This window comes from Burkholderia ubonensis (assembly GCF_902833085.1).
Lineage (GTDB): Bacteria > Pseudomonadota > Gammaproteobacteria > Burkholderiales > Burkholderiaceae > Burkholderia > Burkholderia ubonensis.
Genome location: NZ_CADFEB010000010.1, coordinates 164,548 through 190,736 on the forward strand (window position 1 = coordinate 164,548; position 26,189 = coordinate 190,736).

The 26,189-nt window shown below is 67.6% G+C and carries 26 protein-coding genes; 12 read left to right on the plus strand and 14 right to left on the minus strand.

The genetic code is table 11. From position 1 onward, the window contains the following. Nucleotides 1-8: 8 nt before the first annotated feature. The 5 genes from gspK to gspG are packed head-to-tail and all read right to left on the minus strand — an operon-like array spanning nucleotide 9 to nucleotide 3,244. Nucleotides 9-1,127 (minus strand): type II secretion system minor pseudopilin GspK, encoded by a 1,119-nt coding sequence (gene gspK / locus HWX31_RS27065; RefSeq protein WP_088500942.1) that lies wholly within the window; start codon nucleotides 1,125-1,127, stop codon nucleotides 9-11. Next, the gene (locus HWX31_RS27070) at nucleotides 1,124-1,801 is read right to left on the minus strand and encodes a PulJ/GspJ family protein (RefSeq protein WP_174960637.1); all 678 of its coding nucleotides are present in this window, start codon (nucleotides 1,799-1,801) and stop codon (nucleotides 1,124-1,126) included. Before HWX31_RS27070 ends, gspK begins: the two co-directional genes overlap by 4 nt. After that, nucleotides 1,779-2,174: a type II secretion system minor pseudopilin GspI gene (gspI, locus tag HWX31_RS27075; RefSeq protein WP_059609488.1), complete on the minus strand. Its 396-nt coding sequence runs from the start codon at nucleotides 2,172-2,174 to the stop codon at nucleotides 1,779-1,781. The genes HWX31_RS27070 and gspI overlap by 23 nt, the downstream gene beginning before the upstream one ends. A gap of 44 nt (nucleotides 2,175-2,218) precedes the next feature. Continuing rightward, nucleotides 2,219-2,752 (minus strand): GspH/FimT family pseudopilin, encoded by a 534-nt coding sequence (locus HWX31_RS27080; protein ID WP_174960635.1) that lies wholly within the window; start codon nucleotides 2,750-2,752, stop codon nucleotides 2,219-2,221. A 39-nt stretch (nucleotides 2,753-2,791) separates the two neighbouring features. Further along, nucleotides 2,792-3,244: a type II secretion system major pseudopilin GspG gene (gspG, locus tag HWX31_RS27085; RefSeq protein ID WP_042586675.1), complete on the minus strand. Its 453-nt coding sequence runs from the start codon at nucleotides 3,242-3,244 to the stop codon at nucleotides 2,792-2,794. A gap of 179 nt (nucleotides 3,245-3,423) precedes the next feature. Between gspG and HWX31_RS27090 the strand changes: the two genes are divergently transcribed. Beyond that, nucleotides 3,424-3,834: a general secretion pathway protein GspC gene (locus HWX31_RS27090; protein ID WP_010090231.1), complete on the plus strand. Its 411-nt coding sequence runs from the start codon at nucleotides 3,424-3,426 to the stop codon at nucleotides 3,832-3,834. A gap of 26 nt (nucleotides 3,835-3,860) precedes the next feature. Here HWX31_RS27090 and gspF read toward each other — a convergent pair whose 3' ends face one another. From gspF to gspD, 3 genes are read right to left on the minus strand one after another with little or no spacing between them, the layout of a single operon-like run. Further along, nucleotides 3,861-5,078, minus strand: coding sequence for a type II secretion system inner membrane protein GspF (gspF, locus tag HWX31_RS27095; RefSeq protein WP_174960632.1), 1,218 nt, complete (start codon nucleotides 5,076-5,078; stop codon nucleotides 3,861-3,863). Nucleotides 5,079-5,082: 4 nt separating this feature from the next. Beyond that, nucleotides 5,083-6,570 carry a type II secretion system ATPase GspE gene (gene gspE, locus HWX31_RS27100; protein WP_415493186.1) on the minus strand — a complete coding sequence of 496 codons (1,488 nt, stop codon included), beginning with the start codon at nucleotides 6,568-6,570 and terminating at the stop codon, nucleotides 5,083-5,085. 5 nt (nucleotides 6,571-6,575) lie between these two features. Next, nucleotides 6,576-8,885 carry a type II secretion system secretin GspD gene (gene gspD, locus HWX31_RS27105; RefSeq protein WP_174960628.1) on the minus strand — a complete coding sequence of 770 codons (2,310 nt, stop codon included), beginning with the start codon at nucleotides 8,883-8,885 and terminating at the stop codon, nucleotides 6,576-6,578. A gap of 365 nt (nucleotides 8,886-9,250) precedes the next feature. Between gspD and HWX31_RS27110 the strand changes: the two genes are divergently transcribed. Together HWX31_RS27110 and HWX31_RS27115 are read left to right on the plus strand one after the other, a co-directional pair. Further along, nucleotides 9,251-9,700, plus strand: a complete 450-nt coding sequence (locus tag HWX31_RS27110; RefSeq protein ID WP_059609483.1) for a lytic transglycosylase domain-containing protein — start codon at nucleotides 9,251-9,253, stop codon at nucleotides 9,698-9,700. Between the two features lie 148 nt (nucleotides 9,701-9,848). Next, nucleotides 9,849-11,177 (plus strand): GTP-binding protein, encoded by a 1,329-nt coding sequence (locus HWX31_RS27115; RefSeq protein ID WP_174960626.1) that lies wholly within the window; start codon nucleotides 9,849-9,851, stop codon nucleotides 11,175-11,177. 105 nt (nucleotides 11,178-11,282) lie between these two features. Here the strand turns inward: HWX31_RS27115 and HWX31_RS27120 are convergent, their stop codons facing one another. Further along, the gene (locus tag HWX31_RS27120; RefSeq protein WP_006401505.1) at nucleotides 11,283-11,561 is read right to left on the minus strand and encodes an HU family DNA-binding protein; all 279 of its coding nucleotides are present in this window, start codon (nucleotides 11,559-11,561) and stop codon (nucleotides 11,283-11,285) included. Between the two features lie 388 nt (nucleotides 11,562-11,949). Between HWX31_RS27120 and mnmC the strand changes: the two genes are divergently transcribed. The 7 genes from mnmC (at nucleotide 11,950) to HWX31_RS27155 (ending at nucleotide 20,776) form a co-directional block, all read left to right on the plus strand. Then, nucleotides 11,950-13,920, plus strand: coding sequence for a bifunctional tRNA (5-methylaminomethyl-2-thiouridine)(34)-methyltransferase MnmC2/FAD-dependent 5-carboxymethylaminomethyl-2-thiouridine(34) oxidoreductase MnmC1 (gene mnmC, locus HWX31_RS27125; RefSeq protein WP_174960624.1), 1,971 nt, complete (start codon nucleotides 11,950-11,952; stop codon nucleotides 13,918-13,920). Nucleotides 13,921-14,601: 681 nt separating this feature from the next. Next, nucleotides 14,602-15,816, plus strand: coding sequence for a cation:proton antiporter (locus HWX31_RS27130; protein WP_174960622.1), 1,215 nt, complete (start codon nucleotides 14,602-14,604; stop codon nucleotides 15,814-15,816). A 15-nt stretch (nucleotides 15,817-15,831) separates the two neighbouring features. Then, on the plus strand, nucleotides 15,832-16,947 hold the full coding sequence (locus HWX31_RS27135) for a YbdK family carboxylate-amine ligase (protein ID WP_174960620.1): 1,116 nt from the start codon (nucleotides 15,832-15,834) through the stop codon (nucleotides 16,945-16,947). A 527-nt stretch (nucleotides 16,948-17,474) separates the two neighbouring features. After that, entirely contained in the window at nucleotides 17,475-18,119 is a 645-nt protein-coding gene (locus HWX31_RS27140) for a MarR family winged helix-turn-helix transcriptional regulator (RefSeq protein WP_042586682.1), read from the plus strand. 28 nt (nucleotides 18,120-18,147) lie between these two features. Next, nucleotides 18,148-18,858 (plus strand): glutamine amidotransferase, encoded by a 711-nt coding sequence (locus HWX31_RS27145; protein WP_174960618.1) that lies wholly within the window; start codon nucleotides 18,148-18,150, stop codon nucleotides 18,856-18,858. A gap of 127 nt (nucleotides 18,859-18,985) precedes the next feature. Continuing rightward, complete coding sequence (locus tag HWX31_RS27150) at nucleotides 18,986-20,098, plus strand: NADH:flavin oxidoreductase/NADH oxidase (RefSeq protein WP_059609478.1); 1,113 nt, start codon at nucleotides 18,986-18,988, stop codon at nucleotides 20,096-20,098. Nucleotides 20,099-20,254: 156 nt separating this feature from the next. Then, nucleotides 20,255-20,776, plus strand: a complete 522-nt coding sequence (locus tag HWX31_RS27155) for an SET domain-containing protein (RefSeq protein ID WP_059609477.1) — start codon at nucleotides 20,255-20,257, stop codon at nucleotides 20,774-20,776. Between the two features lie 91 nt (nucleotides 20,777-20,867). On the opposite strand, the gene HWX31_RS27160 is transcribed toward HWX31_RS27155, so the two are convergent. Both HWX31_RS27160 and HWX31_RS27165 read right to left on the minus strand, forming a co-directional pair. Beyond that, on the minus strand, nucleotides 20,868-22,355 hold the full coding sequence (locus tag HWX31_RS27160) for a sensor histidine kinase (RefSeq protein WP_174960616.1): 1,488 nt from the start codon (nucleotides 22,353-22,355) through the stop codon (nucleotides 20,868-20,870). A 168-nt stretch (nucleotides 22,356-22,523) separates the two neighbouring features. Next, nucleotides 22,524-23,216: a response regulator gene (locus HWX31_RS27165; RefSeq protein WP_006401494.1), complete on the minus strand. Its 693-nt coding sequence runs from the start codon at nucleotides 23,214-23,216 to the stop codon at nucleotides 22,524-22,526. Nucleotides 23,217-23,339: 123 nt separating this feature from the next. Here HWX31_RS27165 and HWX31_RS27170 point away from each other — a divergent pair, with 123 nt between their 5' ends. Continuing rightward, complete coding sequence (locus HWX31_RS27170; protein ID WP_042586686.1) at nucleotides 23,340-23,570, plus strand: DUF3717 domain-containing protein; 231 nt, start codon at nucleotides 23,340-23,342, stop codon at nucleotides 23,568-23,570. Between the two features lie 88 nt (nucleotides 23,571-23,658). Here the strand turns inward: HWX31_RS27170 and HWX31_RS27175 are convergent, their stop codons facing one another. Beyond that, nucleotides 23,659-23,967 (minus strand): 4a-hydroxytetrahydrobiopterin dehydratase, encoded by a 309-nt coding sequence (locus tag HWX31_RS27175; protein WP_042586687.1) that lies wholly within the window; start codon nucleotides 23,965-23,967, stop codon nucleotides 23,659-23,661. A 120-nt stretch (nucleotides 23,968-24,087) separates the two neighbouring features. Continuing rightward, the gene (gene phhA / locus HWX31_RS27180; protein WP_059631821.1) at nucleotides 24,088-24,981 is read right to left on the minus strand and encodes a phenylalanine 4-monooxygenase; all 894 of its coding nucleotides are present in this window, start codon (nucleotides 24,979-24,981) and stop codon (nucleotides 24,088-24,090) included. Between the two features lie 138 nt (nucleotides 24,982-25,119). Here phhA and HWX31_RS27185 point away from each other — a divergent pair, with 138 nt between their 5' ends. After that, entirely contained in the window at nucleotides 25,120-25,605 is a 486-nt protein-coding gene (locus HWX31_RS27185) for an Lrp/AsnC family transcriptional regulator (RefSeq protein ID WP_010093131.1), read from the plus strand. A 28-nt stretch (nucleotides 25,606-25,633) separates the two neighbouring features. Here HWX31_RS27185 and HWX31_RS27190 read toward each other — a convergent pair whose 3' ends face one another. After that, a complete protein-coding gene (locus tag HWX31_RS27190; protein WP_059609473.1) occupies nucleotides 25,634-26,167 on the minus strand; it encodes a class IV adenylate cyclase in 534 nt (177 codons plus the stop codon). Nucleotides 26,168-26,189: the final 22 nt, after the last annotated feature.

Sequence of the window (26,189 nt, forward strand, 5' to 3'; positions counted from 1 at the left end):
TGGCGTCGTTATAGCTGGTCGCGGATGCGCACGACCCGCGTCGAGTGCGTGGTCGGATCACGATACACGAGCGAGGTGCGGTCGACCTCGGCGCGATCGTGCTGGATCCGGCCATGCACGATGAAATAGTTCGAATTGACGTCGATCAGCGTCGAATCGATCGTCACGTTCGGCGGCGCGCCGGCGCCGCGCAGCGCGAGCTGAACGTCGCCGACGTTGCGGAAGAACACGGTCTCGCGGCGCGACACGAGCGCCTGCGCCGACGCCACGCTCATCCCCGGCACCAGCGCCGCGATCACCTCGGCGGGCGCGGTGTTCATGTTCACGGGCGTCGTGGTCGGCAGCACGGTGACGAACGGGCGCAGCCGTTCGACCATTTCCGGCGTGACGCCGTCGACGTCGAGCAGGCTGTCGACGCTCGTCATGATGAGCGGCGCCGGCCCGCGATCGCTGTCGGCGAGGCCGGGCTCGTCGGTGAAGGTCGTGCCCTGCGTGCCGGTGCCTGCCTCCGGCAAGGGCGCGCCCGCCGCGCCGGGCAGCGTCGCCATCTGGAAGCGCGACGCCGAGTGCTTCAGGCCCGCGCGCACCTGCAGCGCGATGCGCTTCGCGAACGCGCCGTCGTAGCCGAGCGTCGTCAAGAGGCGCTGGAACGCCTGGAGCTGCGCGGCGTTGAGTTGCAGCACGCCGGGCGCGGGCGTCGACACGAGGTTGCGCAGGTTGAACTTCGCCTGCGCGTCCTCGATCGCGCCGGACAGATAGGTGTCTTCGCCGCCATCGCCGCCGCCGCCCACGCCGATCTTGCCCATGAAGTCCGACAGCTTCGTCTTCGCGATCGGCACGCCCCAGATGCCGCCGAGATACGTGATGCCCGGCGCCGTGTCGCCTTCCGAGCGCAGGATCATCCGCGTCCAGTCGAGCCCGCCGCGCGCGACCCACTGCGCCTGCGCGATCAGGCGCTGGTTCTCGATGCGGCGGATCTGCACCTGCTCGCGCCACAGCATCCCCGATACGAGGATCGCCGACAGCGCGACGACGAGCAGCGCGGTGATGATCGCGGCGCCGCGTTGCCGGCGCATGGGACGGGGGGGCCGGAGGAACGGAAGCGGGGCAGGGGCGCGCATCGTCATTCCCCGACGAGGAAGATACGGGTCACCGGCACGCGCAGCGACGTCGCGCCGATGCTGACCTGCAGGCCCGTCACCGCGCGCGGCGGCGGCGCGTTGCCGAGCTGCGGCACCTTGATCGCATCGTTGTTCTGCGCGAGCGCGTCGTCGGCCGTCTGCACGTTCGTGGTCCAGCCGACGCGCGGCACGTAGAGCTTCGCGTCGATCGCGCCGACCCCGCCCATCAGCGCCACCGAGCTCCAGCCTTCGACGTCGGGGTTCTTCAGCGTGTCGCGCAGCCGGTTCGCGTCGGCGAGCGGCGGCGACGCGTAGCGCACCACGCGGCCACCCGCGATCCGGTAGCGGATCACCTGCAGCCGCGGCGCGGCGCCCGGCGCGTCGAACGTGCGGACGATCTGCAGCGTGTTGCCGGCGACGCCGAGCGCGGGCTGGCCGGCCTCGTCGTCGGTCGCCGCGCGGCGCGCGTCGATGCGCATCTGGTCGAACATCTGCGCGAAGATGCGTTCGTCCTCCATCGCCGACGACACCTTGTCGCGGCCGCGCATGATCTGGTCGAGCCCGCGCCATGCGAGCACGGCGACGACCGCGAGAATCGCGATCGCGATCATCAGTTCGATCAGCGTGAAGCCGCGCGTGCGGACGCGCCGCGCCGATTCAGAGCGAGCGGCTGGTTTCATTCGCGACCACCGTGACCATCTGAGCGAGCACGCCTTTGCTGTCCGGCGCGCTCACCGATACCTGCACGCGCCGGAACACCGGATTCGGCGTCGTGCTGACGCGCTGCGTGCAGACGAGCTGCACGTTGCCCTGCGAGCAATCGAAGCTCTGCTCGCCGATCTCCGGCCACGCATGCGTGAGCCGCAACTGCGCGAGCGCGTTGTCGGCGCTCCAGCTGGCCAGCAGCCGGCGATGCAGGTCCGACGAGCCGGTCGCCAGCGTGCCGACCGCGCGAATCGACGCGGCGAGCGCGACCGCGATGATCGCCAGCGCGACCAGCACCTCGATCATCGTGAAACCGCGCGCCGCTGAACGTCCCGTGCAGGGACGCATCGCGGGAGCGGGGGAAGGGGAGAGGAACGGCCGGCGATGCATCGTCACTGCACCTCGTAGCGGCCGTTGCCGGTGCCGACGATCGTCACGCTGCCGACGGTCGAGTGCAGCGTCACGCGCACCGGCGTGTCGATGCTCTCGGTGCCGAACACGACGCGGTCCACGCGCGTATCCGAACCCGGATAGTCGATGTCGGCGCCCGTCACGCCGCCGTCCCAGTCGCGCGGGCGCAGCAGGTCGTCGCGCAGCGTGCGCCAGCCGTCGGCGCTCCTCATGTCGAAGCGGAAGCCGCGCGCGGTCGGCTGCCATGCGATCGGACGGGCGCGCACCTGCGCCTCGTCGCCCGCCGTCTCGAACAGCAGCGCGAGCCGCTGCGCTTCCTCGCGCAGGTCGGTGCGCGGATTGCGCGTCAGCGACAGCGACGCGAGCGACACCAGCAGGCCCGCGATCACGAGCACGACGAGCATCTCGAGCAGCGTGAAGCCGCGCTGCGACGCCCGCGCGCCACCCGCGCGCGCCGGGGCCCGGCGCACACGGCAGCCGCGCCCGAAGCGGGAAGTCGTGCGGATGGCGAGCATGGGGATCGGAAAAGAGACGTCGGGCCGGTCAGCGATCGTTTACTGCCACGATCCGATGTCGGAGTCGTTGGATTCGCCGCCTTCCTTGCCGTCGGCGCCGTAGCTGAACACGTCGATCTCGCCGTGCACGCCCGGGTTCAGGTACTTGTACGCGTTGCCCCACGGATCGTTCGGCAGGCGCTCGAGATAGCCGCCGTCCTTCCAGTTGTTCGGGATCGGATCGGTGCTCGGCTTCTGGATCAGCGCCTGCAGGCCCTGGTCCTGCGACGGATAGCGGCCGTTGTCGAGACGGTACAGCTTGAGCGCCTGCATGATCGTGCCGATGTCCTGCTTCGCGGCGATGCGGCGCGCCTCGTCCGGACGGCTCATGATCTTCGGCACGATCAGCGCCGCCAGAATCCCGAGAATCGCGACCACCACCATGATCTCGATCAGCGTGAAACCGCGCTGACGGCGAACAGCTCCGTTGCGTCGAGTGATCCACGTTTGCATGCTGACTTCCTCTTTCCAAAAAATTGTCGTCGATTGAGTGACGTTTCCGAAACAACCGGGTCAGGTCCCTGCGGGACTGCTGCGCCGATTGCGCCGGCACGGAGCACGCATTGTAAGGCGCGGCCCGCCGAGGGCTTTCACTCAACGCAAATTTCACATACATCCGTACAATAGCGCGCATGAACGCGATCTCGATCCGGATACTCTCCCTCGCACTCTTCGCTGCGTTGTGCGCGACGGCCACCTATTGGGTCGTCACGCTGTCGGCTCGCGAAGCGCCGCTGCCCGCCGCCGCCGCGCGGCCCCCGATTCGCACCGAGGATGCCGCCGCGCTGTTCGGCGGCCAGCTCGACAAGAATCCCGTGCAGGACATCCACCTGTTCGGCATCCTCGCGCTCCAGCGCGGCGCCGCCGCGATCGTCGGCGTCGGCGGCGAGCCGCCGCGCGCGGTGTCGCTCGGCGCCGAGGTCGCGCCCGGCGCGAAGCTCGCCGAAGTCCGCGACCGCTCGATCATCGTCGAGCGCAACGGCGCCCGTGCCGAAGTCGCGTTGCCCGCCAACACGCCGTCTCCGGCGATCTACATGCGCTGAAAGCCCGGTGACGGCCGGCACGGCCGTCACTGCACCATGTTGTTCAGCTCGATGATCGGCAGCATCACGGCCAGCACGATCACGAGCACGATGCCCCCCATCGCGAGAATCAACAGCGGCTCGAGCAGGCTCGTCAGGAACATCGTGCGGCGTTCGAGCTCGCGCGCTTCGCCTTCGGCCGCGCGGTCGAGCATCGTCGTCACGTCGCCGGTCGCTTCGCCGGAACGGATCAGGTGCACCAGCACCGGCGGAAATGTCTTCAGGTTGTTCAGCGCGCGCGACAGCGCGGAGCCTTCACGCACGCGCACGATCGCGTCGTCGATGTTCGCGCGCATCGCGCGGTTCGACAGCGTCTCGCCGGCCGCCTGAAGCGCGCGCAGGATCGGCACGCCGGCCGCCGTGAGAATGCCGAGCGTGCTCGCGAAGCGCACCGTGTTGTAGCCGCGCACCAGCTTGCCCGCGAGCGGCGCGGTCAGCAGCCAGCGGTCGAACGCGAGGCGCGGCCCGTCGCGCGACAGCGTCGCCCTGACGAACCAGACGACGAGCACGACCGCGATCACGATCGCCCACCACCAGTGCCGCACGAAGTCCGACAGCGCCATCATCACGACCGTCAGGATCGGCAGCTGCTGCTTGGTGCTCGCGAACACGTTGACGACCTGCGGCACGACATAGCTCAGCAGGAACGTGACGATGCCGAACGCGATCAGCGTGACGATCCCCGGGTACGTGAACGCGAGCAGGATCTTCTGCTTCAGCGCATTGCTCTGCTCGATGTAGTCGGCGAGACGCGACAGCACGATGCCGAGCTTGCCCGTGTGCTCGCCCGCCGCGACGAGCGCGCGATAGATTTCCGGGAAATCGCGCGGATGCTGCGCGAGCGCGTTCGCGAGCGAATGGCCGCCCAGCACCTCGGCGCGGATCGCGGCCATCAGTTCGCGGATGTAGTCGCGCTCGGCCTGCTCGGTCAGCACGCCGAGCGATTCGTCGAGCGGCAGCCCGGCAATCAGCAGGCTCGCGAGCTGCCGCGTGAGGATGGCCTGTTCGCGCTGCGACAGCCTGCGGCCGAGCGCTAGGCGCTGGCTGCGCGCGCCGCGGGTCGCGCTGGCCGCCGGCTCGACAACGAGCGGCGTCAGCCCCTGCGTGCGCAGCTGGCCGCGCGCGGCGCGCGCGCTGTCGGCTTCGACGACGCCCTTTTGCGCATGACCCGCCGCATCGATTGCTTCGAATCGGAATGCCGGCATCGCGCTATGCGCCTCCCGTCACGCGCAACACTTCCTCGAGCGACGTCGCGCCCGCCGCGAGCCAGCGCTCGGCGTCGTCGCGCAGCGTGCGCATCCCTTGCGCGCGGCCCGTCGCGAGAATCTCCGCGTCGGCCGCGTTGCGGTGGATCAGCGTGCGGATCGACTCGTCGACGATCAGCAGTTCGTATACGCCGCGCCGGCCCGCATAGCCCGAATGCCCGCACTTGTCGCAGCCGACCGGATGCCACACCGTGCGGCCTTCCTCATGCCGCTCTTCCTTGCAGACCGGGCAGAGCTGCCGCACGAGCCGCTGCGCGAGCACGCCGAGCAGCGACGATGCGAGCAGATACGGCTCGACGCCCATGTCGGTCAGGCGCGTGACGGCCGACGCCGCATCGTTCGTGTGCAGCGTCGCGAGCACGAGGTGGCCCGTCAGCGACGCCTGCACCGCGATCTGCGCGGTTTCGAGGTCGCGGATTTCGCCGATCATGATCACGTCCGGATCCTGCCGCAGGATCGAGCGCAGCGCGCGGGCGAAGGTCATCCCGATCCGCTCGTTCACCTGCGTCTGGCCGATGCCGGACAGGTCGTATTCGATCGGGTCCTCGACCGTCATGATGTTGGTCGTCGCGGTTTCGAGCCGCGACATCGACGCATACAGCGTCGTCGTCTTGCCCGAGCCCGTCGGGCCCGTGACGAGCACGATGCCGTGCGGGCGCGCGATCAGCTTGTCGAACTGCGTGAGCGTGTCGCGGCCCATCCCGAGCGCTTCGAGGTTCAGGCGCTGCGCGTCTTTCTCGAGCAGACGCAGCACCGCGCGCTCGCCGTGCCCGGTCGGCAGCGTCGACACCCGCACGTCGACCGGCCGGCCGCCGACCCGCAGCGTGATCCGGCCGTCCTGCGGCAGGCGCTTCTCGGCGATGTCGAGCTGCGCCATGATCTTGATCCGCGAGATCAGCGCGCCGTGCAGCGCCTTCTTCGGCCGCACCACGTCGCGCAGCGTGCCGTCGACGCGAAAGCGCACGACCGACGCATTCTCGAACGGCTCGATGTGGATGTCCGACGCCTGCTCGCGCGCCGCTTGCGTGAGCAGCGCGTTGATCATCCGGATGATCGGCGCGTCGTCTTCCGATTCGAGCAAGTCCTCGACTTCGGGGATGTCCTGCATCAGCCGCGACAGGTCGACTTCGCCCTCGACCTCGCCGACCACCTGCGCGGCGCTGCCGTCCTGGCGCGCGTACGCCTGGTTGATCGCGTGCGCGAGTTCGTCGGCCGGCAGGCGCAGCACCGAGATCGAGCCGAAGTTGCGCGCGATCTCCGCGAGCGCCGCGTCGCTCGTACGGTCGCTGATCCACACTTCGAGCGTGTCCTCGTGCTGATGCGCGATCAGCACCTGGCCGCTCTTCGCGAAGCCGTACGGCAACAGCCGAGCGGCGAGCGGCGACGGCGGCGGGCGTTCGCCCGGCGCGCCGTCGTGGGTGGAGGCGAGCACGTCGCTCACTGCGAGGCTCCCGAGGGTACCGTCAGCGGCTGTTGCTGCATCTGCTGCTGCGGCACGGCTTGCGGCTGGACGGCCGGTTGTTGTTGCGACGGCTGTTGCGGCACGGGCTGCTGGCCCTGTTGCTGACGGCGAATCTTCGTCAGGTCGAACAGGTTCAGTGCCGAGCCGCCTTCGGCCGGGCCGATCGGCATCGGCGGAACGGTCGGATCGTCCTTGTCGCGCATGACGTTGTTGTCCGACTTGTACGAGCCCGTCACGCCCTGGACATAGTCGTAGCGGTTCGCCGAGACCGCCTGCGCGGTCTGCCGGTCGTTGATGATCACGGGGCGCAGGAACACCATCAGGTTGGTTTTCTGGCGCTGCTTCGATTCCGAGCGGAACAACTGGCCGATCCACGGAATGTCGCCGAGCAGCGGCACCTTGCTGTTCGACACCTGGTAGTTGTCCTGCATCAAGCCGCCGAGCACGATGATCTCGCCGTTGTCCGCGAGAATCGTCGACTGGATCGAGCGCTTCTGGAAGGTCGGGCCGGTCGTGGCGGTCAGCGTGCCGTTGACCACCGACGAATCCTCGGTATAAAGCTGCAGCTTCAGGATGCCGCCGTCGGTGATCTGCGGCTTGACATGCAGCGTGAGGCCGACGTCGCGGCGGTCGTACGTATTGAACGCGCTGTTCGTGTTGCCGCTCGTCAGGTTCGAATACGAGCCCGTCGGAATCGGCACGTTCTGGCCGACGACGATCTTCGCTTCCTCGTTGTCGAGCGTGACGAGGTTCGGCGTCGACAGCACGTTCGCATCACTCACGCCCGCGAAATAATTCAGCAGCGCGCCAAGGCCCTGCACGCCGAACATGTTGTGCAGCCAGCCGACGTTGAGGCCCGGCAAGAGGGTGGACGCCAACTCGCCGATACCCGCCGCACTGCCGGTCGTCACCCCGAGGATGTTGCCGGTGGGCGGACCACCGGGGGCGCTGAAGTTCGTGCCGCCGAGAAACTGGCCGTTCGCGATCTGCCACTGAATGCCGAGGTTGCCGGACGTATTCGAGTTCAGTTCGACGATCAGCGCCTCGATGTAGACCTGCGCGCGCCGCGCGTCGAGCTGGTCGATCACCGCGCGCAGGTTCCGGTACACCGGGTCGGGCGCCGTGATGATCAGCGAATTCGTCGCCGCGTCGGCCTGGATCATCCCGCCCGGCTGGTTTTCTTCGCCCTTGTCCTTGTCGCCGCCGAGCAGGCCGCCGGTGCCGAGGCCACCACCTTGCGACGAACCGCCGCCACCGCCGTATGACGACGACGACGAGCCGCCGATGCCGCCCGACGGCAGCGGCGGCGTGCCCGAGATGCCGGTCGAGAAGTTGCCGCTCGATGACGAGCCGCCCTGGTTGAACGCGTTCGCATCGTTCGACGTCGCCGACGCGCCGGTTTCGCCGCCGCCCTTGCCGAGCATCCCGCGCAGCGTCTTCGCGAGCTTCACTGCTTCGGCGTTCTTCAGCGGCACCACGTGCATGTTGCCGGGCACGCCGCTGGGCGCGTCGAGCTGCTGCACGAGCCGCTTCGCGGCCGCGAGGCGCGACGCGCTCGACGCGCGCAGCATCAGCGAGTTGGTGCGCGGGTCGGCGATGACCGACACCTTCAGTGTCGCGTCGCTGTTGCCGATCGCGCCGGGGTCGAGCATCTTCTGGAGCTGCGTCGCGAGGTCGATCGCGTTCGCGTTCCGCAGCGGCACGACCACCACCTGCGCGCCCGCGGCGCTGTCGACGCCCGCGATGATCTGCGCGATGCGGCGCACGTTGTCCGCATAGTCGGTGACGATGATCGTGTTGTTGGCCGGATACGCGGTGACCGTGTTGTTCGGCGAGATCAGCGGCCGCAGCACCGGCAGCAGGTTGTTCGCCGATTCGTTACGCAGTTCGAATACCTGCGTGACGACCTGGTCGCCGCGCGCCTGCGGCGTGTTGCCGACGTAGGTCGGCACGCCCTGCAGCTTGGCGTCGGCCTCGGGCACGACCTTCAGCACGCCGTGATCCTGCACGAGCGCGAAGCCCTGCATGCGCAGCGCGGACTGCAGCGTCTTCAGCGCCTGGTCTTCCGGCACCGGACGTTCGGCGACGAGGTTGAGCTGCCCCTTCACGCGCGGATCGACGATGATCGTCTTGCCGGTCGCGGCGCCGATCGCCTTGGCGACCTGATCGATATCCGCGTTCACGAAGTTGAGCGTGACCTGAGCGTGGGCGGCCTGCGCGACGATCATGCCGGCGACCATCAGGGTCGCAGCGACGCGCCGCATAACGAAGCGATTTCTTGTCATGGATGAATGGGTCGATGCCGGCTCAGGCCACATCCGGCGGTGGTACTGGATCCAATTCCGAAAACAGCGACATTAGCAGTTTTTCATGTCCGAAATATCACATCGATCCGAATACTGTCTCATATACGACAGTATTCCTGACGTATGTATGCGAGATGTAAGATTTCGCGTTTGCTGCCGTTTGTTCGTCTCCGTCATCATTTCAGGATGAGTTGAAACGAAAATGCGGTATAACCCGGCATACGGCGCCGCGCTTGCCGCACCGCGACCGGCTGCCGGTATGATACGGGCGTCGCATTGCATATCGCGCGAATTCCGTTCCGGCCGCGGGTTTTCCCGCCCCCGTTTACTGCACTTTTCGATCAATGAACAGACGGCTCGTTTCGATTGCGTTGTTGACCGCCGGCGCATGGCTCGCCAGCGGCAACGCTCGCGCCGATTGTTTCGACGAAGCGGCCAAATACCAGCAGGTCAATCCGCTGATCCTGCGCGCGATCGCGTGGCAGGAATCGCGCAACCGGCCGGACGCGAGAAACAAGAATGCGAACGGCTCGACCGACTACGGGCTGATGCAGATCAACTCGATCCATCTGCCGGTGCTGTCGCGCTACGGGATCGGCCGCGACACGCTGATGGAGCCGTGCAAGAACGTCTATATTGCGGCGTGGCACCTGCGCCAGAAGATGAACCGGTACGGCAATACGTGGCAGGCGGTCGGCGCCTATCACTCGGAAACGCCGTCGCTGCGCGACAAGTACGCGAAGCAGATTGCCGGCATCCTCGCGCAATGGAAATTGCTGCCGCCGCAGCCGTAATCCGGCGTCGCGCCGGCCGGCCGATGCGCGTTTGATGCACAATGCGGGCTCACGCCGCGAATTTGCCCCGGCGCCCGGCCCCGGCCGATGGCGCGCCGACCGGGCCGCCGCGGCCGCTTTTTCCTCTTTTCCGTTGGTGCGTATCGTTATGAATCCGGCAATGAACCAGCCGTTGCCCGTCACCGTGCTGTCCGGCTTTCTCGGCGCCGGCAAGACCACGCTGCTCAACCATATCCTCGCGAACCGCGCGGGCCTGAAGGTCGCGGTGATCGTCAACGATCTCGCGGCGGTCAACATCGACGCGTCGCTCGTGCGCGACGCACAGGCGCTGTCGCACGTCGAGGAGCGGCTCGTCGAGATGTCGAACGGCTGCATCTGCTGCACGCTGCGCGACGACCTGCTCGTCGAAATCCGCAAGCTCGCCGCGGAGGGCCGCTTCGACGCGATCCTGATCGAATCGACCGGGATCGCCGAGCCGATGCCGATCGCCGAAACCTTCACGTTCGTCGACGACGACGGCACGTCGCTCGGCGAGCTCGCGCGGCTCGACACGCTCGTCACCGTCGTCGACGCTTTCAATTTCCTGCGCGACTACGGTTCGGACGACGCGCTCGCCGCACGCGGCATCGCGGCCAGCGAGGACGACGACCGCACGCTCGTCGAACTGCTGATCGAGCAGATCGAATTCTGCGACGTGCTCGTGATCAACAAGGCCGACCTCGTCGGCGCGGACGAACTGGCGCGACTGCAGCACATCCTCGCGCGGCTGAACCCGCGCGCGCACCAGATCGTGTCGACGTTCGGCAACGTGCCGCCCCGCGAGCTGCTGGACACCGGCCGCTTCGATTTCGACGAGGCGGCGAACGCGCCGGGCTGGCTCGCGTCGCTCGAGCACGCGCATGACCACGATCACGATCATGCGCACGGCGAAGACCACGACCATGCGCATCCGCACGTGCATGGCGAGGCGGACGAATTCGGCATCGGCAACTTCGTGTACCGCGCGCGCCGGCCGTTCCATCCGGGGCGCCTGTGGGCACTGCTGCACGAGGAGTGGACGGGCGTGCTGCGCAGCAAGGGGTTCTTCTGGCTCGCGACGCGCAACGACATCGCCGGCTCGCTGTCGCAGGCGGGCGGCGTGTGCCGGCACGGGCCGGCGGGCTTGTGGTGGGCCGCGCAGGATCGCGCGGAATGGCCGGACGACGACGCGCTGCTCGCCGAGATCCGCGCGGAATGGCAGGGTGACCTCGACGACCGCTCGGTCGGCGACCGGCGCCAGGAACTCGTGCTGATCGGCATCGGCCTCGACGCGGCCGCATGGCGCGCGAAGCTCGACGCATGCCTGCTGACCGACAAGGAATTCGCGCTCGGCGCCGCAGGGTGGGCGGAGCTGTTCGACGACCCGTTCCCGGCCTGGGACATCGACTCGCACGACGACGAGGACCACGGCGACGCGCAGATTCTGCATCGTTCGTAACAACCGTTAAATCTTGCAAATACGTCGTGAAGTGTGGCGAAAAAGCCGCGCGCCGCGCGAAAAAAAACCCGCCGAATGGCGGGTTTTTCGTAACAGGCGCTGAACTTAACGCTTGTTGACGGCGTCCTTGAACGCCTTGCCAGCCGTGAACTTGACGGTCTTGGCTGCCGGGATCTTGATGGTTTCACCCGTCTTCGGGTTGCGGCCCGTACGTGCTGCGCGCTTGCCCGAACCGAAGCTGCCGAAGCCGATCAGCTGAACCGCATCGCCCTTCGACACGGCTTTCTTGATGACTTCGAGCAGCGTGTCCAGCGTTTCGCCGGTTTGAGCCTTGCTGGCGCCCGTTTGGGCGGCGACGGCGTCGATCAGTTCCTGTTTGTTCATTAAGGTTCCTTTTTCAGGTTAGGTTGACACGAACAGCGCGAACGCGCCGATTATACGTGCGCGAACCGTGCCGTCGAGAGTCGGACTCCGACGGCACTCCGCCGAATCCTGGCCCCGCAGGTCGGCCCCCGGCATGCCGAAGGCCGCCCCGCAGAACGGCGCTTGCTATGATAGCGCAGCGCAAACCCAATAACGACAAGGGTTTCAAAGATTTTCATCGGTGTTTCGCCGAATGAATCACTGACTGCGGGTTTTTTGACCTGCGCCAACCGGACAGGATACGCAGCGCGATCGGCCCGTGTGCAGCGTCGTTGGTTTTTGCCAACGGCGCGCCGGGCCGGTCCGCGCAATCCCTTGCCAGGCTTGGCCGCCACGATATTTGTTTCGCATGCCAGACCGACTCGTTCCCGCCACGCTCGCGTTCAGCGACGACGGCACCCTCGTCTCGCCCGCCTACGGCGACATCTATCACAGCGCCGCCGGCGCACTCGCGCAGGCGAACTACGTGTTCGTCGCAGGCAACGGCCTGCCCGCGCGCTGGCAGGGCAGGCGCACGTTCACGATCGTCGAGACCGGCTTCGGCGCCGGCGGCAACTTCCTCGCGACCTGGGCCGCGTGGCGCGACGATCCCGCGCGCTGCGAGCGGCTCCACTTCGTGTCGATCGAGAAGCATCCGTTCACGCGCGACGACCTGCGCCGCGCCGCATCGCACATGGTTGCAGAGACAACGACATCGGCGGACGTCGACGCGCTCGCCGACGCGTGGCCGATGCTCGTGCCGGGCCTGCATCGACTCGAATTCGACGGCGGACGCGTCGTGCTCACGCTCGTGTTCGGCGATGCGCTCGCGATGCTGCCGAAGCTCGCAGTGCGCGCCGACGCGTTCTATCTGGACGGCTTCGCGCCGTCGAAAAACCCGGACCTGTGGTCGATCGACGTGTTTCGCGCGCTCGCACGCCTCGCCGGCGACGGCGCGACGTTCGCGACGTATTCGAGTTCGGGCGCCGTGAAGCACGCGCTTGCGGAAGCGAGCTTCGCGTATCGCAAGGTCGACGGCTTCGCCGGCAAGCGCGCGATGCTCGTCGGCGAATTCGCGCCGCGCTGGCAGATGCGCCGCCACGAGCCGCCGCGTGCACTGCCGGTCGACACGCGCCGCGCGATCGTGATCGGCGCGGGCCTCGCGGGCTGCGCCGTGGTCGAGCGGCTCGCCGCGCGCGGCTGGGACGTCACGCTGATCGAGCGGCGCGAACGCATCGCGAGCGAAGCATCGGGCAATCCCGCCGGCGTGTTCCATCCGCTGATGACGCGCGACGACAACGTCGCGAGCCGGCTAACACGCAGCGGCTTCCTCCACGCGCTCGCACGCTGGCGCGCGCTCGAACGCGCGGGCCACGGGTTCGGGCGCAGCACGCGCGGGATGATCCAGCTCGCGGAATCGGCCGACGATTTCGAGCGGATGCGCGCGGCCTTCGACGCGCTCGGCGTGCCGCCGGACTATGCGCGGCTGCTGAACGTCGACGAAGCGCGCGCGCGCCTGTCGCTGCCGGTCGCGCACGGCGGCCTGCTGTTTCCGCACGGCGGCGCGGTGCGGCCGGCCGAGTTGTCCACCGCGCAGTGCGCGGCGGCCGGTGAGCGCGTGCAGATCCTGACGCGCACCGAAGTCGCGCGGCTCGAACGGCGCGGCGCCGACTGGCACGCGCTCGACGCCGCCGGCCGGACGCTCGCGCAAGCGCCGGCCGTCGTGCTCGCCAACGCCGGCGATGCGGTACGGCTTGCCGGCCTGCGGCACGTCGCGCTGCAGCCGGTGCGCGGGCAGCTCACGCTGCTCCCGCCGGGCAGCGCGGCGCCGCTCGACTGCCCGGTGATCGGCGACGGCTATGCGGTGCCGCTCGACGACGGCACGCTGCTGATCGGCGCGACGTTCGAACCCGACGACGTCGACCCGGCGCTGCGTCCGGCCGGTCATGCCGAAAACCTGGAGCGGGTCCGGCGCCTGCTCCCGGGCCTGATCGGCGACGCGCCCGGCGTCGGCGAACTGCCCGGCCGCGTTGCGTTCCGCTGGGTCGCCGGCGACCGGCTGCCGCTGATCGGCCCGCTCGCGGACGAAGCGCTGGCGCTCGCCCACGCGAAGGCGCTCAGCGGTGCGAAAGCGCGCGACCTGCCGCGCACCGAGGGCCTTTACGGCGCGTTCGGCTACGGTTCGCGCGGCCTCGTCTGGGCGGCGCTCGGCGCCGAGCTGATCGCGTCGCAGCTCGAAGGCGAGCCGTGGCCGCTCGAGCGCGAGCTCGCCGACGCGATCGATCCGGCCCGCTTCCTGATCCGCGCGCTGCGCGCCCGACAGGCGGGCGCGGCCAACTGACGCGCCGCGCATCCGCATCCGCATCACAGTGATCGCAGTTCGTCTCGCGATGTTATCCACGCCCACCTGTGGATAACCGCGCGAAATCCGTGCGCACTCCATGTGCAATCACAGTGGACGTAAACTGGGCAAGTCCGCACAGCTGTGAAACGGCCCGAAAGTTGCTCAACTCAAACCGCTGTGCGCGCACAGCCTGTGCAGCGGGTTATGGTTTCGCCAACGCGTTGATCCGTCTACGTAAACCGAAGTTATCCACAGAACTGTGCGGTTCTTGTTAACTTCTACTACGTATATATACAGGTAAACCTTTGAATCGAAAGGCAAGCCCGCCCGCTGGACGGCCGGTCTGCCAGGCAATCGGTTCCAGAGCGAAAAACCTGTGGCACAATCGGTTTCCTTCGCGTTCGTCCGGCCAGGCGCCGGACATGCTTCAATGGAACGGTCGGCACAGTTTCGAATCTGAATCTTCGAGATCGCGCAGGCCATTCACACACCAGGCCGACAATCCAGATCGGCATATCTGAACGACATCGCCGCCGAATGGCGGAGCAGGCTGTTCCCATGTCCTGCCGTCGCGCACAACAATCACATTTCGGGGCAATACCCAGCCGGCGCGCATCTCGACGTTGACGCTTGACCCCCGTGTCGCTGGCGGTTGCTTCCAAAGGAGAAGTCACCACGATGAAGTCGGCGTTCTCATTCCTGCCCAATTGGCCGCTCGCGCCGGATGCCGTGTTCTGGGCCGGGCTCGCGCTGTTCGCCGCCGGCCTGTGCGGCGAGCTCTGCTATCGCGCGTGGCGGCTGCCGCGCATCACCGGCTATGCGGTGATCGGCCTCGTCGCCGGCTCGTTCGGTTTCGGCGTGATCGACGCCAGCACCGACGAAACGTCGCGCTTGCTGATCGACGTCGCACTCGGCCTGCTGCTGTTCGAGCTCGGCAGCCGGCTCGACTTGCGCTGGATCCGCCGCAACCCGTGGCTGATCGCGTCGAGCCTCGCCGAGGCCACGCTCACGTTCGTGCTCGTGCTGTTCGTGCTGCTCGCGCTCGGCGTGTCGGGCATGGTCGCGCTCGTGCTGTCGGCGATCGCGGTCGCGACGTCGCCGTCGATGGTGATCCAGCTGAAGACCGAGCTGCGCGCGGAAGGGCAGGTGTCGCAGCGCCTGATCACGCTGACCGCGCTCAACAGCGTCTATGCAGTCGTGCTGACCAAGCTCGTGACGAGCTGGCTGCACCAGGAGGCGTACGGCAACGTGTTCGCGACGGTCCTGCAGCCGGTCTACCTGCTGGCCGGCTCGTTCATCGTCGCGTACCTCGTCGCGCGCGCGTGCAATTACCTGTTCCGCCACATGACCGCGACGATGCGCGACGAGCACTCGTTCGTCGCGCTGTTCGGGCTCGTGATGCTCGCGATCGCGGTCGCGCAGGCGCTGAAGCTGTCGACGCTGCTCACGCTGCTGCTCGCCGGCATCATCGTGAAGAACCTCGAGGCGCGTCCGCAGCTCTGGCCCGAACACTTCGGCACCGCCGGCTGGCTGCTGACGGTCATCCTGTTCGTGCTGACGCTGACGTCGTTCACGTGGGGCGACATCGCGCTCGGCGGCCTGTTCGCGATCGCGCTGATCGTGACGCGGCTGGCCGCGAAACTGGCCGGCGTCGTCGCGTTCGCGAAGCCGAGCGGCATCGGGATGAAGCAGGGCGTCGCGCTCGGCATCGCGCTGTCGCCGATGTCCGCGCTCTCGTACCTGCTCGTCGACGATACCTACCAGATGTACCCGAATTTCGATCCGCACCTGCGCGCGATCGTGATGTGCTCGATCGTCGTGCTGCAACTGGTCGGCCCGTTCCTCGTCTACCGCTGCCTGTCGGCGGTCGGCGAACGCAGCGACAGCAACTGATTTACGGAAACTGCCATGGCACTCGAAACCTTCGTCAATTCCGAGCCGTTCACGTTCGGCGTCGAGCTGGAAATCCAGGTCGTCAACACGCACAACTACGATCTGACGAAAGCGGCGTCCGACCTGATGCGGCTGATCCAGGGCGAAACCTTCCCGGGCAACATCACGCCGGAAATCACCGAGAGCATGATCGAGCTGTCGACCGGCATCTGCCACACGCACGAGCAGGCGGTCGGCGAGCTGCACGCGATCCGCGACGTGCTCGTCAAGGCGGCCGATCAGCTCAACGTCGGGCTGTGCGGCGGCGGCACGCACGCGTTCCAGCAATGGAGCGACCGGCAGATCTACGACGCGCCGCGCTTCCAGTACATCTCCGAGCTGTACGGCTATCTGGCGAAGCAGTTCACCGTGTTCGGCCAGCACGTGCACATCGGCTGCCCGGACCCGGACAGCGCGCTGTTCCTGCTGCACTCGATGTCGCGCTTCATTCCGCATTTCATTGCGTTGTCGGCGTCGTCGCCGTTCGTGCAGAACGTCGACACCGGCTTCCATTCGGCGCGCCTGAATTCGGTGTTCGCGTTCCCGCTGTCCGGCCGCGCGCCGTTCGTGCTGACCTGGAGCGGCTTCGAGGAGTACTTCACGAAGATGGTGAACACCGGCGTCGTCAATTCGATGAAGGATTTCTACTGGGATATCCGGCCGAAGCCCGGCTACGGCACGATCGAGGTGCGCGTGATGGACACGCCGCTGTCGGTCGACCGCGCGGCGGCGATCGCGTGCTACATCCAGACGCTCGCGCGCTACCTGCTGACCGACCGGCCGCTGACGCTGTCCGAGGACGACTATCTCGTCTACACGTTCAACCGCTTCGAGGCATGCCGGTTCGGCCTCGAAGGCACCTGCGTGAATCCTCAGACCGGGGAGCGGCGCACGATCGCCGAGGACATCCTCGACACGCTCGACCGGATTGCTCCGCATGCCGCAGAACTCGGCTCGCGCGCGGCGCTCGACGAGATCGGCGCGCTCGCGCAAGCGCGCGTGAACGACGCGTCGTGGCTGCGCACGGTCTACAAGCAGGAAAAATCGCTGAATGAGACCGTCCGCCAGCAGTGCTTACGTTGGCGCGAATGAAAAAATGTTTTGCTGATTGCGGGCTCGACCGCAAAGCAATTCGCTGAGCGAAGGTTGAAGCAGCGCTGAGGGACGGTTGACGCAGGTCAATGGCGAAATCGTTTGCAGGTTTCCTCCAAATCTGTGGATAACCCGATATTCCTCTGCAAAGTCAACGGCCTGCCGAACGGATAACCCGGTGGACGGCAAGCTGGTGGCGGCTTGCCGGGCGACGCGGGAAAATCCTTGCCGGTCCGGCCGCACCGATTGGAGAATATCCGCGCACAAGGTTTTCCGGTCTTATTCAGCCGTTATCCACAGATTGGAGGGGATAACTTAGCTGTGCGATTTTCCGCTCTCGCTTAGAATGTCGGCTTTGCGGACGCCGGAACGACGTGTGTCTCACCGGTTGCCGCGATGGCGGCCGCCGTGTGTGCCTCGCGACGGCCGTGTCGGGTGCGTGAGGTTTCGCGCGCCTCTTTTGACAGAGATTCGATCTCCACACTACGGCTGCCCGGGATGACGGGCGGCGGCAAAGCGAAAAGACTATGAGCGAAGGCGTTTACGGGAACCAAGCTGCGGGTCGTGTCACCCACAGTCTGCTGCGATTGAGTACGGCCATGCGGAGCCAGGCATGGGATTGGGCGGAAGGCGCCGGCCTCACGCCGACGCAGGGCGAGATCCTCGTGCTGCTGCTGCAACGCAAGGGCCCGATGCGGCTCGGCGAGATCGCACGCGAGACGCAGCTCACCGCGGCGACGACGAGCGATGCGGTCAGCACGCTCGAGACCAAGGGGCTGGTCGAAAAGCGCCGCGCGCTGGACGACGGCCGCGCGCTCGCGGTGCGGCTCTCCGCCCGCGGCCGCACCGCTGCGAAGAAGGCGCTGCAGTGGCCCGAGTTCCTGACCAAGGCGGTCGGCACGCTCGGCGCGGACGAGCAGGGCGCGCTGTACCGCGCGCTGCTGAAGACGCTGCGCGAGCTGCAGGTGGCCGGCGCGACGCCGCCGCACCGGATGTGCGTGACGTGCGCGCACTTCCAGCCGTCGAAGGCATCGAAGAAGGCGGCCGCCGCGCATTACTGCGCGGCGCTCGACCTGACGCTCGCCGACAGCGACCTGCGCCTCGATTGTTCGGTACACGAAGAAGGTGACGCGGCGACGCAAAAGAAGATCTGGAAGATTTTCGCGGCCTGACGTCCGTCGATCGACCGGGAGGCCGATGATGAACGCTGAAGTCGTGGCGATCCGCCACGTGCATTTCGAGGACCTCGGCAGTTTCGAGCAAGTGCTCGGCGAACGGGGGAGGCGGGTGCGCTACGTCGACATCGGATCATCCCGGGTCGAGGTGCTCGACGTGCTCGAGCCGACGCTCTTCGTCGTCCTCGGCGGGCCGGTCAGCGTGTACGACGATGCGCAGTATCCGACGAACGCGCCGCTCGCGGCGCTCGTCAAGCAGCGCATCGACGCGGGCCTGCCGATCCTCGGCATCTGCCTCGGCGCGCAGTTCATCGCGCGCGCGCTCGGCGCGCGCGTCTATCCGGCCGCGCGCAAGGAGCTCGGCTGGACGCCGCTCACGCTCACCGACGCGGGCCGCGCGTCCGCGCTGCGTCATCTCGACGGCGCGGCGACGTCGATGCTGCACTGGCACGGCGATACCTTCGACCTGCCGGGCGGCGCGATCCATCTCGCGTCGACGCCCGCTTGCCGCCATCAGGCGTTCACATGGGGGCAGCACGTGCTCGCGCTGCAATGCCATCCGGAAATCCGCGCCGATCGCTTCGAACCCTGGCTGATCGGCCATGCCGGCGAAATCGCCGCGACGCCGGGCATCGACGCGCGCCAGCTGCGCGCCGACACCACGCAACACGGCCCCGCGCTCGAAACGGCCGCGCGCCGCATGTTCGCGGAATGGCTCGACAGCGTCGGGATTTGACGCCGGCGCCAGCCCCACCTGGGCGGCCCCACCTGACCAATCGCTTGCGGCCGAACCCGCGTCCTGCACGCGATGGACACGCGTGCTACGCTCATCCGCTGTTTCCCTTTCCGAGCGAGCGCCACCCATGACTGCGCTGTTTTCACCGTTCACGCTGCGCGGCTTGACCCTTCCGAACCGGATCGTCATTTCCCCGATGTGCCAGTACTCCGCCGAGCGCGGCGAGGCAACCGACTGGCACATGATTCATCTCGGCCACCTCGCGCTGTCGGGTGCGGGCCTGCTCTGCATCGAGGCGACCGCGGTCGAGCCGGACGGGCGCATCACGCACCACGACCTCGGCCTCTGGGACGACGCGACCGAAGCCGCGCTTAAACCGGTGCTGGCGGCGATCCGCAAGCATGCGCCGATCCGCGTCGCGATGCAGCTGGCGCATGCGGGCCGCAAGGCGTCGAGCCAGGCACCGTGGGAAGGCGGCCAGCTGATTGCGGTCGCCGACGGCGGCTGGCTTGCGCATGCGCCGTCCGCCGTGCCGCACAAGGAGGGCGAGACGCCGCCGCTTGCGCTCGACACCGCGGGCCTGAACCGGATCCGCGACGCGTTCGCGGCGGCCGCGAAGCGCGCGGCGCGGCTCGGCATCGACGCGATCGAGGTGCACGCGGCGCACGGCTATCTGCTGCACCAGTTCCTGTCGCCGCTCGCGAACCGGCGCACCGACGAATACGGCGGCTCGCGCGAGAACCGGATGCGCTTTCCGCTCGAAATCCTCGAGATCGTGCGCGCGGCGTTTCCGGAGGACCGGCCGGTCGGCGTGCGCGTGTCCGCGACCGACTGGGTCGAGGGCGGCTGGGAGCTCGACGATACGATCGCGTTCGCACACGAGCTGAAGCGCCGCGGTTGCGACTGGATCGACGTGTCGTCGGGCGGCGTGTCGCCGCTGCAGAAGATTCCGCTGTCGCCGGGCTACCAGGTGCCGTTCGCGCAGGCGGTGAAGCGCGCGGTCGGCATGCCGACGATCGCGGTCGGCCTGATCAACGAGCCGGCGCATGCGAACCGGCTGATCGACGCGGGCGACGCCGACTTCGTCGCGATGGCGCGCGCGATGCTGTACGACCCGCGCTGGCCGTGGCACGCGGCCGCCGAACTCGGCGCGCAGGTGACGGCGCCGCCGCAGTACTGGCGTTCGCAGCCGCGCGAGCACAAGGCGCTGTTCGGCGACATTGCGTTCGGCCAGCGTTGAATGCCGCGTTCGCGGTTGAATGTTGCAATCCCGAGCGTGTAGGATGCGGGTGATTCGCCGCATGCCCCGACGCGGCGCCGATCGGCGCCGCGTTTTCATTTGGCGGGCCCGCGGCGGCCCTTTCCTTTTCAAGTCGACTTCACAAGGATTCGTTCGATGAGTTCACGCAGGATCGCGGTGCGCCGCTCGGGAGTACACGGCAGGGGCGTGTTCGCCGTGGCGCCGATCAAGGCCGGCGAGCGCGTTGTGGAATACAAGGGCGAGCGAATTTCGTGGAAGGAAGCGCTGCGCCGCCATCCGCACGATCCGAACGAGCCGAATCATACGTTCTACTTCGCGCTCGAGGAGGGCGGGGTGATCGACGGCAAGGTCGACGGCAACAGCGCGCGCTGGATCAATCATTCCTGCGCGCCGAACTGCGAAGCCGAGGAGCTCGACGGCCGCGTATTCATCCATGCGCTGCGCGACATCGAGCCGGAGGAGGAGCTGTTCTACGACTACGGCCTCGTGATCGACGCGAAGCTGACGAAGAAGCTCAAGCGCGAATACGCGTGCCATTGCGGCGCCCAGTCGTGCCGCGGCACGCTGCTCGCGACGTCCGACACGGGCGCGGACGCGAAGAAGAAAAAGAAGAAGAAGGACGACGCGAAGCCGAAGGACAAGAAAAAGAAGAAGTAAGCGAGCGAAGGCGCGCGTGATGCGCGCCGATGGTCTCGCTCATGCGCTTGACGGGCCGGCGAACGTGCATTGCCGGCTCCGTCCTCGATGCTCAGTGCATCGGCGCCGTGGCCGGCGCGGCGTCGCTCGCCGGCTGCGCCGCCTGCGCGGCGAGCGGCACCTTCACCACGAACCGCGAGCCGCCTTCCGGCGCGTCCGCATACGACACGCTGCCGCCATGCATCGCGATGATGTCGTGCACGATCGCGAGGCCGAGGCCCGCACCCGTCTCGACGCCGTTGCCGCTTTGCGCATCCCCGCGGAAGAACCGCTTGAACAGGTCCGCCTGCTGGCTCGCGGGCACGCCGGGGCCGTTGTCCTCGACGACGATCTCGGCCGCCGGCACACCGGCCTCGAGCATCGCGCGCCCGACGTTCACCGTGATCCGCGCGCCGTGCAGCCGCGCGAGCGGCACGTACTTCAGCGCGTTGTCGAGCAGGTTCGCGATCACCTCGCGCAGCAGCACCGGGTTGCCGCGCACGAGCAGCGTCTGGCCGTCGTCACGCGGTTCGTCGCTGCGCTGGAAGCCGAGGTCGACGTGTGCGGCGAGCGCGCGCGGCACCCATTCGGCGCCGGTCTCGAACGCCATCGCGGCAAGGTCGACGTCGACGAAGCGCGCGGCCTGTTCGCCCGGTTCAGCACGCGCGAGCGACAGCAGCTGGTTCGACAGCCGCACCGCGCGATCGGCGGCCGCGCGCAGCTCGCGCACCGCGGTGAAGGTCTGCTGCGGATCGCGCGCGATGGCGGCCTGTTCCGCATGCAGCTTCACCGCGGTGAGCGGTGTGCGCAGCTGGTGCGCGGCGTCGGCGATGAACTTGCGCTGCGCGTCGAGCGCGGTCTTCAGGCGCCCGAGCAGCGCGTTCATCGCGCTCGTCAGCGGCCGGATCTCGAGCGGCACGTCGGTTTCGTCGACCGGCTCCAGCGACGTATGGGTCTGCCGGTTCAGCGAATCGGCAAGATGCGTGAGCGGGCCGAGCTGCTGGTTGACGACCCGCCACACGATGCCCCAGCCGGCGAGCAGCAGCAGCAGGAGCGGCATCATGATCGCGACGAGGAATTCGGCCGCGATCCGGTAGCGGTGCCGCACCGGCTGCGCGACCTCCACGACCATCGGCTTGCTGCCGTCGACTTCCTCGACACGCACCTGTGCGACCCGCACCGCGCGGTTGTCGTATTCGGCCTCGAACACGTATGCGTAATGCATGCGCCGCACGTGGGTGCCCTGCAGCGGCAGCTTCGGATCGCCGGCGAGTTCCTGCTCGCCGTCGCTGATCCGGTAGATCAGCGCTTCGGCCGGATCGGAGAACATCGCCTGCGCGAGCGGCGGCACCGTGAACGGCGCGTCGGGGCCGGCGATCTGGATCTGTTTCGAGATGGCGGTCGCGAGATCCGCGAGCGAGCGGTCGATCACGTGCTGCGTGTATTGCCACGCGAGCCAGTACGCAATCAGGCCGCTCATCAGCGCAAGCATCGACAGCGGCGCGGCGAGGCGCCGCAGCAATGAGCGGCGCAGGCTGGTCACAGCCGGATCAGAAGACATTTCGAGAATGAAATGGATGAACGCCGCTCACGGGGAGCGGCGCGGGCGTAGGCCGGTCGGCGGGACGGGCAGGAGGCTGGCGGTGCAAGCGGGTGCCGGGCGGCCGGCGTGGACGTCCGGTGCGGACGCCCGTCACCGGAAACCGGCCGGCGCTTGCCGTCGCCTCGCTCAAACGCTCGCCGTCTGGCGGATTTCCTGCAGCAGATAGCCGAAGCCGCGCACCGTGACGATCTCGACCCGGCACTGCTCGAGTTTCTTGCGCACGCGGTGCACGTAGACTTCGATCGCGGTGTCGCCGAGATCGCCGCCGAAGTGCGTCAGGTGGTCCTGCAGCTGAGCCTTGCTGACGACGCGGCCGTGGCGCAGCAGCAGCATTTCGAGCACCGCGAATTCGCGCGGCGACAGCTCGAGCGGCTTGTCGTCGTTGAAGATGCGGCGATCGACGCCCGACAGGCGGACGCCGCCGAGCGACACTTCCGGGCGCGGCATGTCGCTGTGCGGGCCGCTGCGGCGCATCACCGCGCGGATTCGCGCTTCGAGCTCGGCCGGCTCGAACGGCTTCAGCATGTAGTCGTCGGCGCCCGAGTTCAGGCCCTGGATCCGGTCGTTCAGCTCGTCGCGCGCGGTCAGCACGATCACGGGCGTATGACGGTTGGTCTGGCGGAAACGGGTCAGGAGCGTCATCCCGTCGATGCCGGGCAAGCCGAGGTCGAGGATCACGAGTTCGTGGCGGTTCTGCGCGAGCGCCTGCTCGGCAAAGATGCCGTCGTGCACCATGTCGACGGTGAAGCCAGCCTGTTCGAGGCTGCTCTGGATACCGCGTGCGATGGGGCGGTCGTCTTCGATCAGAAGGAGTCGCATGAAGTTCGCTCAAGTACAATGGGTTGGCGGTTCAGGCACGCGGACAGCACGACGCCGTTTCCACAGGGGCGCCGCGAGCCAGACGTCAAGCAGGCGGCCAGCGAACGAATCAATCCAACAACCATGTCCGATATTTCGATCCACGACCTTGAAGCCGCGATCAATTTCTGGCGCGCCCGCTCGCCGTCGAGCGGCGACGAACTCAAACTCTGCGAAGAGGCTAGCGCGCTCTCCAAGCCGTATGCGCTGCTGATTGTACAGCGGCAAAGCGCCATACAACTGGAAGGTTTGGACCCCAAGGCACGGAAAGCATGGGACGCTTACGTGCGCCTTAAGGATGGCTTGGAAAGCTGAAGGCTTTCGCTCACTACATCGTAGAAAACGTTCATCGAAATGAAAAGTTGACGCGCCGCGCGCCCGAATTGCGCGCGGCGGGGAGACGTCAGGCGGCGGGCTTCGCGTGCGCGCCGGCCTGGTCGATGAAGTGGGCGAGCGCGATGTCGCGTTCGGTCAGGCCGTCCGCGTCGTGGGTCGACAGCGTGACGTCGACGCGGTTGTAGACGTTGAACCATTCCGGATGATGGTTCATTTCCTGCGCCTTGATCGCGACGCGCGTCATGAAGCCGAAGGCCTCGTTGAAATCGGCGAAGCGCAGGCTGCGCTGGATCGCGTCGCGGCCCGGCACGGCCGTCCAGTGCGGCAGGCGCTCGAGTTGGGTCTTGCGTTCTTCTGATGTGAGTTTGTGGATCATCGTGCACCTCGTTCGGTAACGGCGGGCTGCGCGCGACGTCCGTCGCCCGGAGCACTGCCGGCACCGATCATTCTTCCATAGTTGCGTGACAGGCGTAGGCGGCGCGCATGACGGTTCGCGTCATGCGTGCGCGTCGTTCGGCCAGCCGGCGCCGGTGCCGCGATGCAGCACGCGGTCGGTGTCGAGCACCGCGCCGGCCGGGTGTTCGGGCAGGCCGGCGAGCCGGTCGGCGAGCGCGCGTCCGTCGACGTGCGCGAGCGCGAACAGCTGCGCGAAGTCGTCGATCACGAAGTAGGTCTGCTGGAACGCGTCGATCCGGTACTGCGTGCGCATCACGCGCTCGAGGTCGAAGCCGAGCCGGTTCGGCGCCGCGCTTTCCAGGCTGTACAGGCTCTCGCCCTTGCTCGACACGATCCCCGCGCCGTAGATCGACAGCCCGTTCGTGCCGCGCGGGTCGCGGATCAGCCCGAATTCGACGGTGTACCAGTAGAGGCGCGCGAGCCGCGCGAGCGCGTGCGGATCGTCGGCGACCGCGAGCGCGATGCGCCCGTACGCCTGCATGTAGTCAGCGAACACCGGGTCGATCAGCAGCGGCACGTGGCCGAACAGGTCGTGGAAGCAGTCCGGTTCCTGCAGGTAGTCGAGCTGGTCGGGGCGGCGCATCCACCAGGTCACCGGAAAGCGGCGGTTCGCCAGATGCTCGAAGAACACGCGGTCGGGCACGAGCCCCGGCACCGCGACGATCTCCCAGCCGGTTGCCGGCTTCAACTGGCGGTTGACGTCGGCGAACGACGGCACGCGGTCGGCCGGCAGGTCGATTTTCGCGAGCCCGGACACGAACGCGTCGCACGCACGTCCCTGCAGCAGCACGGTCTGGCGTGCATAGAGCTGGCTCCACACCGCGTGGTCGACCTGCCCGTAGCGTTCGAGCGGCTGGTCGATGGTGAAATCGGCGCGGGTTTCGAGGCCCGCGTCGAACTGCTCCTGCAGTTTCGCGGTGACGACGGTGGACATGTTCGGCTCTGCACGTTGCGGTTGGAATGCATGCAAGTGTAGAGCGGCATACGCGCGGGATGGGCGCAAAGTTGGCGATGATTTGCCTGATGATGCGATAATCGCGCACCAAAGTACAAGATCACGCGGAGAAACTTCATGTTGGAACTCGATCACTTCGATCTGGCGCTGCTGGACGTGCTGCAGCGCTTCGGGCGGGCCACGCATCAGCAGCTCGGCGAGGAGGTGCCGCTGTCGCCGTCGCAGATCGGCCGGCGCCTGCAGCGGCTCGAAGCCGCGGGCGTGATCGAAGGCTACCGCGTGATGCTGCGCCCGGAGAAGCTCGGGCTCGGCGTCACCGCGTTCACGAGCCTGAAGCTCAAGCATCACGGCGATTCGATCATCGAGCAGTTCCAGCAGCAGATCGACGTGCTGCCCGAGGTGCTCGAATGCCACGCGGTGGTCGGCGACGCGGACTACCTGCTGCGGATCGTCGCGCCGGACCTGAACGCGCTGTCGCAGTTCGTGATGAAGAAGCTGATGCGGGTGCCGGGCGTCGACAGCGTGCGCTCGAACATCGTGCTGACGACGTTCAAGCGCAACGGGCCGCTGCCGCTCGCGCACCTGGAGCCGGGCGCCGCGTGAGCGCGCGGCCGGGGAGGGTGAAGCGGGTTCAGGCGGCCGTTTCCGGCGTGCCGGCGTTCAGCAGGTCCACATAGGCGACCGCGACGAGATCGTCGTGCGACACGCCGAGCTTCGCGAACACGTCGTGCGCTTCGGCTTCGCCGCCCGCTTCGTCGTCGTCCGGCGCGAGCACGACTTCCAGCTCGATGAAGTCGCCGAGGCCGTCGACGCGGTCGAGGTGAATGCGGGTGCGGCCCGCCAGGTACACGTGCCGCTCCTTCGTGACGATGCCGCGCGTCGTCAGCGCGGTCGCGAGCAGCGCATGCATCGCGTCCGGGTTAGTCACCGGGCTGCGGGTGTAGTACGACGCCTTCGGGCCGTCGCGGTCGTCGCGCTGGTAGAAGATCAGCTCGGCGGGCGTGCCGTCCTCGAAGCGGCGCAGCTTCAGCCGGCCGCGCGGCACGTCGTAGAAGAAATCCTGCTGGCGATAGAACAGCGGCGCTTCGGTGGCGAGCGCCGCCGCGCGTTCGCGCAGCTGGTCGAATTCACGGGCGCGGGCTTTGATCTCGATGTTGCGGGCCATGCGGGTCTCCTTCGGTCGACAA